General features: G+C 54.8%; 8 protein-coding genes and 2 pseudogenes. 3 read left to right on the top strand and 7 right to left on the bottom strand.

Features of this window, described 5'->3' with window-relative positions:
* Positions 1-182: 182 nt before the first annotated feature.
* Complete coding sequence (locus C7I85_RS29850) at positions 183-1,430, top strand: Shedu immune nuclease family protein (protein ID WP_106727620.1); 1,248 nt, start codon at positions 183-185, stop codon at positions 1,428-1,430.
* Positions 1,431-1,536: 106 nt separating this feature from the next.
* Here the strand turns inward: C7I85_RS29850 and C7I85_RS29845 are convergent, their stop codons facing one another.
* The 7 genes and pseudogenes from C7I85_RS29845 to C7I85_RS29820 all read right to left on the bottom strand — a co-directional run bounded on the left by C7I85_RS29845 (position 1,537) and on the right by C7I85_RS29820 (position 11,595).
* The gene (locus tag C7I85_RS29845; RefSeq protein WP_106727619.1) at positions 1,537-2,769 is read right to left on the bottom strand and encodes a hypothetical protein; all 1,233 of its coding nucleotides are present in this window, start codon (positions 2,767-2,769) and stop codon (positions 1,537-1,539) included.
* Between the two features lie 8 nt (positions 2,770-2,777).
* On the bottom strand, positions 2,778-3,077 hold the full coding sequence (locus C7I85_RS30810; protein WP_146149015.1) for a hypothetical protein: 300 nt from the start codon (positions 3,075-3,077) through the stop codon (positions 2,778-2,780).
* A gap of 282 nt (positions 3,078-3,359) precedes the next feature.
* On the bottom strand, positions 3,360-6,572 hold the full coding sequence (locus tag C7I85_RS29840; RefSeq protein WP_181257460.1) for a type 2 lanthipeptide synthetase LanM family protein: 3,213 nt from the start codon (positions 6,570-6,572) through the stop codon (positions 3,360-3,362).
* 73 nt (positions 6,573-6,645) lie between these two features.
* Positions 6,646-7,494, bottom strand: a complete 849-nt coding sequence (locus tag C7I85_RS29835; RefSeq protein ID WP_106727617.1) for a hypothetical protein — start codon at positions 7,492-7,494, stop codon at positions 6,646-6,648.
* 34 nt (positions 7,495-7,528) lie between these two features.
* Positions 7,529-8,508, bottom strand: a pseudogene (gene dinB / locus C7I85_RS29830) (DNA polymerase IV); the annotation flags it as partial.
* Between the two features lie 343 nt (positions 8,509-8,851).
* Positions 8,852-10,006: a hypothetical protein gene (locus C7I85_RS29825; RefSeq protein ID WP_146149014.1), complete on the bottom strand. Its 1,155-nt coding sequence runs from the start codon at positions 10,004-10,006 to the stop codon at positions 8,852-8,854.
* Positions 10,007-10,209: 203 nt separating this feature from the next.
* A complete protein-coding gene (locus C7I85_RS29820; protein WP_146149013.1) occupies positions 10,210-11,595 on the bottom strand; it encodes a hypothetical protein in 1,386 nt (461 codons plus the stop codon).
* A 549-nt stretch (positions 11,596-12,144) separates the two neighbouring features.
* Here C7I85_RS29820 and C7I85_RS29815 point away from each other — a divergent pair.
* Both C7I85_RS29815 and C7I85_RS29810 read left to right on the top strand, forming a co-directional pair.
* Positions 12,145-12,699 (top strand): hypothetical protein, encoded by a 555-nt coding sequence (locus tag C7I85_RS29815; RefSeq protein WP_106727614.1) that lies wholly within the window; start codon positions 12,145-12,147, stop codon positions 12,697-12,699.
* Positions 12,700-12,727: 28 nt separating this feature from the next.
* A pseudogene (locus C7I85_RS29810) lies at positions 12,728-12,982 on the top strand (transposase); the annotation flags it as partial.
* Positions 12,983-13,053: the final 71 nt, after the last annotated feature.

Raw genomic sequence — 13,053 nt, 5'->3', positions numbered from 1 at the left:
ACGGGCGCGGAAAGCTCGATCTTCTTCAAGCCCGCCTGATCGGAGCGACATGAGAAGCTGCACCAAATCTGCGTCAGAGCCAATATTGCATGCCTATAGAGGGTCAATTTTGTGCGCCGGTTGACAGGCGAAATAGGCTATTTGCGAACAGGAAACATTCATTGCATTCGGTTTAGTGCGCCATGGTTTACTTTTATACCGACGAGCGGGGCTTGATCCTCGAATATGAACCTGAGTTTAACAGCCCGTCGTGGGTAAGTGACGAGCTGAAAGAAAAGGGCGAGGTCACGGTCAGTAGGGCTTTCACGTTTGTGACGCGCGACTTGCTAAATCGTCGATCGAAGCGGACGGATGAAGATCCGATTTATCGGTTCCGATTTGCGAAAAGGGAGGCCGGCTATTTTCGAATTCCTGGCCGCGTCCTGGGATGCGAAAATGACGTCCTGATCGCCGAGAAGGAGGTTCCTTTCGAGAGAAAGACTTTCGTGGCGGAGCGCAACGTGGGCATCTTTCGCCGTGTCTCGCGCGTAATGGAATCCGACGGGGAAATTGTCGTCGGCGGCCACCGTGACGGCGCCATTCCGGCGGCAGTTTTCCGGGAGTTGCTCCGCAAGTTTCCTAGCTCCATCGAGCTTGATCGATATGCCAGTGCCCGTGTGGAAACGATCATGGGGGAGTATCTTAAGGATACGTCGAACGCGCGTGAAAAATACGAGCGCTATCTGGATCGCCGCGGTTCCGTCATTCCCGACACGCAGTTGCCGCACACTGAACTGATCGAAGCCGAAATAGGAAAGTATCAGCTTTTACGGGATTTGATTTCTGGCTGGCTTTCAAGGGCAGCGAGCTATTCCGAGAAGGATTGGCAAAGGCTGATACTAAAAGTAATCCTTTTATTGCTTCCAAAGTACGTAGCTGTTCTGGAGAACGTGCATATTGTCGATGCCTATTCTGTTCATGGGCAAAAGAAGAAGCGATTTATTGATGTTTGTCTCATCGATGCTGGCGGAAACATTGACGTTGTCGAGGTGAAAAAGCCGTTCGATGACGCGCTGCTGAGCAAGAGCCTTTATCGGGGGAACAGTATTCCATCAAAGGAACTATCCGGGGCAATCATGCAGGCGGAGAAGTATCTCTTCCATCTTTCAAAATGGGGCGTCGATGGCGAGGCTGAACTCACCAGACGCTATGCAAAGCAGCTTCCACCCGCGATGCAGATCCGGATCACAAATCCAAAAGCGCTGGTCTTATTGGGTCGCGACATGCGGCTGTCTGGTGCGCCCGCCTTTTCGGCGCAGCAAAAATTCGATCTCGAGGTCATCAAGCGCAAGTACGCGAACATGATGGACATCTTGACCTACGATGATCTCCTTCGGCGCCTGGACAATATAATCGCCTCGTTGTCTCAGAGGAGAGCGGGCCTGGCATAGATGGTACCCCCACAAAGGATGGAGGATCCGCTTCTGTCAGATTATTGCGCATAGCCACTATCTCAACGCGCTTGCGCACCAACATTGGCGATGCAGGGGAGACTGTTCACTGAGATAAAGCTTCAACGAGTTCGCCCAGAGGGTCTGCCGGCGATAGAGGCTCCTGTGCGTCAATTCGTTCGATGGCCGCCGATAGGAGCCAAATGGGCGAGGTGAACTCGAGAGCCAGCCTATCGAACATCTGCCATGTAAGACGGATGTTCTGTCCGCTGCCAGGTTCTCTTAATTCGAATGCCGATTCTTCCTCGCGTGAAAAAAGGTCTATCTCGAGACTGCGCTGCGCGGAAGCGCTCAGCAGCTCCTCAAGGTCGTAAACCACGAACACTAGGACATCGCCCCAGATGAACCGGAAAACCGCGGAATGATCTCGAAATGATAGGATAAATGGAGTATAGGGAGCCCATGACCGAGCAGACTTCGTTTCGTTAAGTAGATAGGCGACCGGACGCCTGAGACCAAGCCCTTCGATCCATGCATTTATGTCAACTTTTTCATCGGCTACCGCAAGATACCAAAGGCCACTCTCAGGAGAGCTTGCTGCGGCGCCTGTCTTTAAGGCGGCGATGATCGTCACTTCCATCGCATCGGCGTAGCTTACTTCCGGAGTTTGGTGGGCCGTCCAGCGAATCTCGCCAAGGCCGCGTAGGCCGTTGGTTGTATCGGCTTCGAAGAATTCCGTGAGCTGGCGAATTGAATTGCGCTGTTCCCTTCCGCGGCCATCTAGTTTGCCAAGCTTGACTTCAATGAGAACAGGGTCCGGCCCAGTCATAACGCATACGTCCCCGTGCCGGATTGTGTTTGTAAGGTCGGTAAGCAAAGCTGGGACACCTTGGCCTATCCACCTTTCGACCTCCTTCCATTCACCGGCAAAACCTGACTTGTCTGAGAGAAAGCCGGCGTCCTGCTTCGCGTTTCTGTTCTGTGTGTTGTAAAACACCTGCTTTAGGGCGAATTTGTCCATGAACAAGAAGGCGACAGCGTCGCCGAATGATCGCCACATGTATGCGAGGTGGCGATAGCCCTCAATCTGAGCCAGTAGCGAGGCTACCCTTTCCGAGGCCTCCTCCTCCGAGATTGATCTCAGAATTGACTTGATCCGACGGATTTTTCGTTCAGCGCGTGTGATTTCCTTCACCAGCAAACGCTGCAGAAGCCAGAGCGGTTGCAGCGTCCCGCGTGTGGGCAATGTTCCGTTGCCCATGGTCGCCCGAAGGCTCCTCAACTCTTCAAGCAAGCCGTGAGCTCGCTCGAAAGACATCTGCCGCGTCTTGATCGTCATATAATTGCCTAGCCAAGTAGTGCGTCTGCCGTCTCGCTGAGCAGATCCCGGGAATCTCCTTCGTCGAGTGTGCCTGAAATGGCAAGCGTGCCGTTGATCATGGCGATTAGTTTGGCGGCCATCACGTTAGGTGACGAGCAGTTCAATCTTTCCGCCATTGCTCTGAGATGCATTGCGATCGGGCGGCGAAAATGCCGGTGCACGATCGCGGTGTGTCCGTGCATTACCGGCATGCTGACCTTAAAATTGTAAGGGCGAAAACCCACTAGACTTTTAGTGGCAAGTTCATAGTATGCTTCATAGCGCATCAATCAGTCGGTGAGAGCGCAAGTTAAGGAAGTACCTTATGTCTAATACGGGTGCGAATGACAGCAATGGCCAAGGCAATGGCCGAGTAGCGGAAAAGAACAGGTCCGCTGGAATGCTTTCCGATGACGCGATTGAGGCCGCTGCTGGCACTGATTGTGCTTGCACCTATTTGCCAAGCCGTCTGTCGACGACCTTCCGTTTTATAGATAACACTCTGATCAAAGTGTTCGGCCCATAATCGGGCAAAAGCTCGATCAGTGCAGCTGTCTATCAATTGCCGGTCATTCCCAGACGAGAACGTTTGGGAGCGACGGGTCTATTTGCCTGAGCAATGTATATCCAAGTCCCGATAAGCCGCGAAATAGGCCGACATTGAACGGGCGCTTTCCGGCACGCCACAGATAGTCGCCCCTCGACCTTGCGTCCTCGACCACGGATCCCATCAAGCGTTTCGCGGCGGCGTTAAGTTCATCTCGACCGAGCGCTATCGACGCCTCATGTAAAAACTCGACTACGCCCAAGGAGCCGGAGCAAAGGGTATCTGAGGATGTGGCGGCAGTGCGTTCGATCCCTTCGAGCGCTGCTTCGACCTCGGTCGCCAAGAAGCGATGATCAAGACCGCTTTTCCTGAGCATCGCAGCGCGGGCAATACCGATACCGGCCAATCCATGAGCCCAACCCTGCGGGTTCTTGGAGGCGACACCAGCTCCCAGGTCCGGCCAGTTGCTGTTTGCGAAGGCGAAGCTTCTGTTCTCGAACGCCATGCATTCGACAGCGGCATCCGCGAATTCCGTGCGCCCGCTTGCTGCCGCTAACGAGGAAAAAGCATATGCGAAGCCCGCGGCGCCGTGTGACATTCCGGGCAGTGCGATGTCGCCATTGCCTTGGCTAAGCCAGATTCCCTTGCCATCTCGTCGGTGTCGCTCCAGCAAGTGTTCTCCGCACTTAATTGCCCGCGCGAGAACATCAGATGTCGAAGTGTCTCGATAGAGACGCAGCAGCCCGAGGATTCCGCCTGCACTCCCCCCTATGATGTCGAGTTGCCTATCGGCTTCGATAAGGTCATCTGTGAACAATTCCGCAGCCGAGAGCGCGTCCGACAGCAATGATTTGTCATTCAACAGGGCCGCAATGACCGCGAACCCGTAGACAATCGAACCCAAACCGTTCGCCCCGCCTAGCCCCAGAGATCTGGCGATCCGGGCGGCATTGCGCCCCTTAAGGCTCTTGCGCGCTCGCGCGATCGCGGCCATTGCGAGTTCCGCGGCTTTTTTGCTTTCGGTAGCTTTGGAATAAGCGGCCAAGAAAAGAGAAACACCGGCCAAACCATCAAAGAGGTCTTCTCCGAGCGGCAAAAGCTGCGCGACGTCTGAGTCCCCCATCCAATCGAGTCCGATCCATGTTGCCGATGGGCCGATTCGGATCGCATGACGCTCCAGATCGGAAGCGATCCTGCTCGCCTCTTCTAGAAAGAGTTCTGCGCTTGGGGTGGCGTCAGAAGAGAGGATCTCCGCAATGATTGCGGTTTGCGCGGTCGAAGCCGGCGGCCGTTCAGCTCCCTTCAGCGTTGCCGTGTTTTGACGAATGACCTCGATTTGCCAGTCAATTTCGTTTTGATCGAACGCACTCATCCTCTTGCGGGCACGACTTAGACCGGAGATGCCTTCGTAGAGGATCGCGTTTTTGCCAACTGAGCGGATATCGCAATTGTCCGTGAGCGTCTGAAAATAGGGGATATTGAGCGCCAGTAGCGCGGCGCGTTCCGCACTTTGCAATGGCCAGATATCTGCTCCGGCCTCCCAATCGGCCAGGCGCGCAACGAAATCAGCTTGGGCTGACCATATTGCACCATCCTCCATTGATTGATGGTCTTTGAGGCGATGCAGCAGCATTTGGTAGAAGCCGGTCGGACGGATAATCTTTCGGATCGGAAGCTCGGCAAAGGCATCGAGCAGCACTCCTCTGCCAATCGCCTCACCTTGCAAGCTGAGGAATTCATAGTAATCGCCGAAGCCCGATATGAACTCAGCAACGTTGTCGCCGAACTCACTGTATCGCCCATCGACGTGCGGCAAGTTGGTATCAGAAAGACGACCCACAGCACGTTCACGCGGCACCATCGCGTCTGAGTTGATGTCGCTCCAAACGAGCTTCACCGATGAATTCCAGTTTGAAATCAACCCTCCCATGTCGAAGATGCTGTGGTCGGGGGCTCGACCGAAGGTCGGCAACAGGCCAACCATCATCACCGAGTTCGCGATTACTTCCAGCGCCGCTTCAAATGCCTCTGCATGTTGGCCTTCTGTTTTGTGATCGATGGCGGACGCCTGCAGCAGCATTTCCAGATCGATAGGAACAGGGTGCTCACCGCTCGCGATGATGTTTTCTTCGTGCATGTCAGTTGCGGCAACGAGATGCAGCAGCGACAGCAGCGCGCCGGCTCGTCGAAAGTAAAGCCGGCATCCGTGCTCATCCAAACATCCGACATGGTCGATGAACTCGGTCCATCCATAACCTTCGCGGACGATCACCCTGGCAGCCTTAAGCTCGAGCGGAGGCTGGCCCGTGTTCAAGGTCGTGACCAGCTTGTGCCAGGATGAATCGACCCGCAGGTCCTTGGGTTTATAGACAATCCGGCTACCGTCGTCGAACCTGACTATCTTGACGGAGTAGCCGCCATTATGTGGGTCGGAAAGATCTCCCTCGACGCTGGCGACCCGCGCAGTGCCGACTTTATTAAGAATAGCCTCCCTTATCATCGGAAAATCTGTGCTGAGGCGATCGATGAAGGCGCTCGTCGTATCGATCCATTGCCGTGTGATCGTTGCTGCAAGCCGCAGCAGGACTGGCCTTTCTTCAAAGAGATGACGGAAGCCTCCGTCTCGCATCATTGAGGAAAATTGCGCGTAGTGGAGAGTTTTGTCCGCCCGGCCACCGATTGCTGATTTTGCAGCGACCGCATCCTTTCGAAAGTTGTCGAAACGCTCATAGAGCGCTCCGGCGAAAATATCCGACAATTTCCTGACGAGGTCATATGTCAGATCCGATCGCGCAGTCGGTCCGAGATCTGCCATTGGTCCATCCCCTAGCTTCGAAGCCAATCGGATGTTGGATTGCCGGACCAGTGGCATTAGCAATTCCTGGAACGCTACCGGCTCTCGTGGTGACCACAAATCCGAGAGGTCGGGGTCGAGGTCTTGTAGTGCCGCGTCAATCCAGACCGAGTCCTCAATCCAATCTGGGATGATTGCCTCGGATGCCGTGCGCACTGTGGCGAACCTCTCCAGCACACTAGAAAAGGTCAGGCCATCTCGTTCCAGACGCCGGCCAAACAAAGACCAATCGCCGCTTGCGCAGCTCTTGCACCAGGCCGCCAGTCGACGTGCAGCAATATCCGTATCGCTCTTCTGCCCCGGGGTGGGTATGAAGGCATCGGAGAGCAACTCATCGATGGTGGCAGCCCGAAAAACGAGACGATCAAAAAAGCCGTCCATCCACTCCCCCTCCAAGGGCATATCGCACGCATATTTTCCTATCGCTCGGTTCGCCAGCAGACGAGATTTCCGGCTATGGCCGGCGGTCAAGCCGACGTAAAAATAGCCTTGCTGTGACCAGGTTGATCTGAAGCCTAAATGTGGCGTCTTCCTCTTCAGATAGCCCCGGATGTCCGCCGTGCGGATGCATTCGGCTCATGAGTCCTTGGACGAAGGGAGACTTCTGTCCGCCGGCGCTCCATTCGTTGTAGTCGGAGAGGAGAAAAGGCGGCACCACGCCCGAGCCGAGAAAATCGCGCTTCTGCTTGCTATCGAACGTCGGATCGCAGACCAATTTCAGCACTATCTCATTTAGATAGCTTTCGAGAAAATTTCGAAGCTCGCCGTTGGCGCCTGACCATTCTCCTCGCTGGAAGGCTGATACCGCTCGCGAAAGATGGCCTTCCGCGATTGTAAGCTTGTGCTTTCTAAGAAGCTGGACGACCTCATCCTCCGCTTCCCGCATGTCCAACTCCGGCACGTCGGACGGCAGCACTCTAACCAGCGTGGCAGGCTCACTGGACGAGGGTGCCATCCATCCGGCGTTATCGTCATCTTGTGGTTCGTTCACTTCGAAGCCATCGAACCGTAGACCCGCCTTTAATTTCTTCCAGGAAGAATTTGATTTGACGGCGGACCACGTCGCCAGCGCCTTTTCGATCAAAGCCCGCTCTAGGCTGATCAGGCCAGACTCAGTGTAAACAGACGATCCGCCGTCGATTGCTGCCTTTGACAGACTAGCTACCCTCGCAGACTTGCTGCTTCCGCCACCGCGATCTTCAATACCCCATTGCACCTCGAGGATATCGATGTCGTTGTGGGAATGGCTGTCAGAAATGACCTCAGCCGCCGCTACGATCGTCATCCGATTGAATTCACCCATTGGTTCGGCCTCCTCTTCACGACGCTAGATCGTTGAAAACCGTCGCCAGCAGATCGCTCGCGAGACGGAGAACGTCACGACCATCTGCAAAGGGTAGGGCATTTGTCTTGCTTCTCGTGGCTTGAGTGAAATCCGAACATTTCACCTTTACGGTCACGGTTTTGGCGTCAATACCCGATGACTTGCAATAGCCCCAAACCTTGTCTGCAAGCGGCTTCAGCTCCTCTCTGGCAAGCTCAAAATCGTTGATATCCTGGATAAAGGTGTCTTCTGCTCCGACCGATTTTCGCACCCGATCCGATCGCACCTGGCGCTCGTCGATACCGCGGGCGATCCCGTAGAAATAGCCCCCCGACTTCCCGAAGTGTTGTGACAGGAATTGCAGCGATTTCGTTTTTAGGTCCGCCCCGGTTTCAATACCAAGCCGGTGCATCTTCTCCGCGGTGGCCGGGCCGACGCCATGAAATTTCTTGACGGCAAGTCCTTCTACGAATGCCGGTCCGTTCTTTGGAGTGATGACGGCTTGGGCTTGTTGAGATCGGAAGCCATCTTTGCAAGAAATTTATTGTAGGAAATTCCTGCCGACGCATTTAGACCGGTGACCGCTTTGATCCTAGCTCGGATTTCCAATGCGATTTCCGTCGCGATCGGCATTTCCTTCAGATTTTCCGTGACATCAAGGTAGGCCTCATCGAGTGATAAGGGTTCAATCAACGACGTATATTCTGCGAAAATTTCGCGAATTTGCTGGGATACTTCTCGGTAGACTTCAAAACGCGGTTTTACGAAAATCAGGTCAGGGCATTTTCGGGCAGCGGTTACCGATGGCATCGCCGAATGAATGCCGAAGATGCGTGCTTCATAGCTCGCTGTGGTCAAGACACCTCGGGCGCCCGCGCCTCCAACCGCAATCGGTTTCCCACGAAGATCTGGATTGTCGCGCTGTTCTACCGATGCGTAGAAGGCATCCATATCGACGTGGATGATTTTTCTAACGTGTACGGTGTGATCCATCGGATTAACCAAAGATCGCCAACAACGGAAGGAACATAAAAAGAACATACCGTTAGTGGCAGAAAATGCAACCCTTCTAAAGTGGCGGCAAGCGACGTCACGACGTGGTGCCTGATGGAGCCGGGTATTCACGAGCGTCATGGTAATTACGCCGTGCCGTCGACCGTGGCGGGTTTTTGGAGATGGGTTCGATACCCGCGGTGCTGTCGGGATCCAGCTTCTGTCTTTGATTTTCTAACCTTTGAACTCGCGACGAGAAACGCTCCCACGGATCGAGTCAGAAAACGGTTTTGGACGTGTCTGGGCCAAAGCGACTGCCGCCACGATATGCTCGTTCTGTTCCCTAGAGTTGGAACACGAGATTGAGGCTCGGGTCTGCCAACACCCCGTCGCGCATTAGGCGCCCTTCGACGTCACCTTTGCCTTCGAATTCAGGCCTCCGGTAAACAGGATCTCCAGTTGCGCCAAACGCCACATTCCAGAGGACCCCGCTTTCACAACCTCCGCCACCGTAGTCGTCGTAGAAAACGGGTGCGAGCGTTCCCAGACCCTGCCCCATCATGTCCACTCTCAATAAGTTGACCAACGCAAACGTCGGGCCGAGAGCAAATTGCTTGTTTTTGAAATTGCTGGAAGCTTTTTGTGCGATGAATTCAATGTTCTTGCCGACCGACCACGGATCGTAGTCAGGATCACCACCAACCCCCCGGTTCGGTGCAATCTCGCTTTCTGCCATTGCGATCTTGGCGCCGTTCTTGAGCTGGGTTTCAAGAGAAAGCTGCGTGTCCAGTTGCTCGCCGAGAATTTCTTTTAGTCGATGAGGGGCGTCCGCTAGGTCGAGCGATTTCACCTCTATATAGAATTCCAGCTGCTCGTCCCCCTTCTTCTTAGGAGACAGAACGCAATGGAAATCGGGTGCTGACGATTTGCTGGCATCCATTTTCGTGATTGTCAGCCGCTCGCCGACCTTGTCTCGGAGCAGCTGACAGATCAAACCTTCAGAGTAGGCGTCGAAAACCTGTCGATAAACTTCAGTCTTTGGTCGCCTGGCTTTGTTTTCGAAATGGTGTGTCATTTCCTTAACGACGGAATGCATTGTCGGGTCGGCAACCGCCTCATCTTCAAAACGCCGGATCCAGCCCAAATCCATGCAGGATAACGTGTAATCAACTGAGACGCCGCTATGCGAATGGACTTCCCTCAAATATCGGGTCGAAAGCGGGTAGGCTAGCTCACGTGAACTATCGAATGCCGACTGCATTCGATCCTTAAAATCGCTTCCGATGGCCTGCGGATCCTTCAGTAGGCGCATCATCTGATCCGTTAGTTCCTGAAGCGTCGCATCGCTCAATCGGCTCGCCCGAGAGCGAATTGCATCGAGCCAGCTCCTTTCAAGGCGACCGACGGCGTATCGATCGTTGATGCGATAAGCTTCCGAGTGTTTTGCAAAAGCGTCACCGAGATCGGTCGCCGACCCCGTCCAAATTTCCGTTCTCATCGAATTAAACGTCCTCTAAATCAGCAGTAATTAGGTGAAGCGAGAATAGTGAGGTGGGGTCCCGTCGCCCTTGCGCCTCTTCCCGTGTAGCTTCGCGTCCCGAATTACCTCGCCCGAGGCAAGCTCCCGACTGGGCGGTGCCTTCGACGGTTTTGAGCATGATCGTTCCGCCGCCCTCACGGCGGAACGATCCCCGCGATAGGCTATTGGCGTGCCGGAGCAGCGGTCGTCAGCGCTTCGAATTCGGACCTGAAGCCTGCGAAGGGTGTGGCTTTCATGCGGGCGGCGGAGGAGGCGTCGGTGCACATGGCGCGGGTCAATTTGACTACCTTGTCGACGGTTGACTGAAAACCGATGTCCCGACAGATTTTTGGGGTAGCGCCCTTTAGATCGCCGGTAAGGCATGCGGTGCAAAGCCGAAATATCGCATTGTCGAGCTGGAGCGAGTAGTCGAGACTAGCCCTCGCCGGTTCATTCGGCAAAAATAGCGCGTTTCCGCGAATGTTTTGAAACCACGTATCGACGTGGGCCGCAACCTTCGCTGGGTCCTTGTAGTCGCTATCCATATCGAACCGTCCGTCGACCAGCCGCAGATGTCCGGCCGGCGTACGAGCCGTTGCATGACAGGACAAACAGGAAGAGCGCAGATTGTCGGCAGGTCCGTTCGCGCGGCCATTGAAACCAAGGAAAGGCCTTTCTGTCCAGCCATAAAGGATCCCATCTAGGGTCGGGTTGATCCAGCTTTCGCGGATCGCCTTGTCGTAGACGCCTGGATCATTCCCCCATTGCAGTGACGCCGGCACGAGGTTGTCAAAAATCTGGTCCCCTGTGGGTGGCCCATTCCATATGAAGGTGCCAAACACCCAGCCCGTCTCGTCGGCCCGGCGGTCTTTGACCGCAATGTCCACCTGGAGCAAACGGAGAGTTCTGAGCTCGCGCTTTTCAGGCCTTGTTTCCGGTCGAGGCAGAGCTGGGTCGGGGTTGATATAGGCCTTGAATTCCGGCGCACCCTTTAAATAGCTGACCTCGTCCGGGGAGGCATTCGTGAACAGGAATTTCACGGACGCCGTCTGTTCGGGAAATCGGACAGCGACGGGAACGGATGGGTCGCATTCGTCCTCGAAAATGCTTCCGAGCAGGGTGGCACCCGCTCTATTGTAAAACCCGACGGCCCACACCTGGTACTTGTCGCCGCTCGTCGGTGATAGATCGCCCGCGTCTGGTCCTCTCTCACTGGTGAGGCCCATCCGCGGTTCTCTGCCGTTACTCGTATAATCCATCCAAGGCGCGATCCACCATTCGTTGTGGACAGTGTTCGCAACCAAACGATCACCCGTGACAAGAAAATCGGTGCGGACAGTGCTTAGAACTGCACTCATGTAGCGCTCTGGGTCCGTCTTGAAGCTGACCGATGTCCAAGGTGGCGGACTACCGGGCGTCACGTCGGCGGGATAGTCCGTTCGCCAGCTTGATACGGGTCCCGCGCCATGTTTCGTCGTGCTGCCATCAAATCTGGCGCACGCTGCTTCCGCTTGCGACGCCAGCAAAAGAAGCCCGATGGATAATAAACTTCCAGCAAGGACGTTCATTTCCAATTCCCCCTTATTTTCCAGCGATTACAACTTATGGGGGATCGTCCGTCAACTGCCGCGACCGAACGGCCGGCAAAATGTCAAGGCCGCCGATCCGAGGTAAAAGGGTATCTCGATCTTCGCCCCGATGGCGGTGAGACTTGATTAAAATGTTCGGCTCGGGTGCGAAAGAATTCTGGTGCGTTGCGATTGTAAGCAGCCTCGCAGAGGCGCCATCATCGCGACACCATTCACGCTCTGTCGGAGCGTACTTGACGCGATTGCCTGGACAAAAGCGCGATCTGACTGTGTAGTTCCATAGATTGGTGTTACGCTATGAAGTTCGCATTTTCATAAACTTAAGTTATCGGACCGGCCGGTCGCCGGTTCGATTCCTTTCAAGAGCATATTGGAGGCTTATCCGCTGAGTCGCATTTCTTCACCGAGGAACAGTGACGCTGTCTGCGCTTTCGAAATTACTAAATGGGAAGTAACCTACGCACAATGCCTCTGGAAAGAGGACCGCCAGAGACGTCCAGCGTGACCGCAAAATGCCGAGAAATTCCAATGATCTTGAATAGTGCGAAGGAAATATTCGACATCAAGCAAGGCGTGATGATCAGCAAGCGAAACCTCTTTGATGTAATCCAGTTCTCGAAAGTCCCTGAATCCCCCTACTACGATGGACCGGACTTCGTTATCGGCAACACGCCACAACAGGGGATAAACTGGATCAGGTCGGGAGAGAAAACCCGTGCGGTTGTCATCAAAACCCGTCCTGGCTCATATGAGCACGACGGCTGGCTCGATGAGACAATGACTGCTTACAACTACTCGTTCAAGGCCAGGATGGATGTCATCTCCTACGATGAGATAGCAAACAAGGTCCTGCTGGAGCAGCCCCAGACAGGATATCCGATCCTGCTTTTCACGGATCGTGGGAAAAACTGGTACTTCGAAGGACTGTTCGCTGTAGCCTCCATTGATAAGAAATTCGTTACGCTAGAGCGGTGGGCCAATATCGGTGACGTGCAGGATGCCGATGATTGGTCGCTGCCGGAAGGGCGTCGAACGTATGTCACACACATTGGCCTGCTGCCGGTTTCATGGACACCGAGATAAGGTGGTCCTCCGAAACCGGAGAGTGTGAATGCAGAGACGGAAGTTCAGCCGCGAATACAAGCTTGAAGCGGTGAAGTTGGTAAGGGAGCGTGGCGTCAGCGTCGCGCAGGCGGCTCGCGATCTGGACGTTCATGAGAATGTCCTGCGCAAATGGGTCAAGGAATGTGGGGCTGATCCGACGCAGGCCTTTCCCGGCCATGGGCAGATGAAGCCGGAGCAGCTCGAGATTGAGAGGCTGCGCCGTGAGGTCGCGAAGCTGAAGGCGGAGCGCGATATCCTAAAAAACCACCCCGGGCCTCTGCCCGCCTGTGCGCGGTAGAAACCGCCCTGTGCTAATCTCGATCCGTGAGGGCA

It is taken from the genome of Pseudaminobacter soli (ex Li et al. 2025) (genome assembly GCF_003012705.1).
Classification (GTDB): domain Bacteria; phylum Pseudomonadota; class Alphaproteobacteria; order Rhizobiales; family Rhizobiaceae; genus Pseudaminobacter; species Pseudaminobacter soli.
The sequence above is the reverse complement of the archived record's forward strand: the minus strand, read 5'-3'. Positions and strand labels throughout refer to the sequence as shown.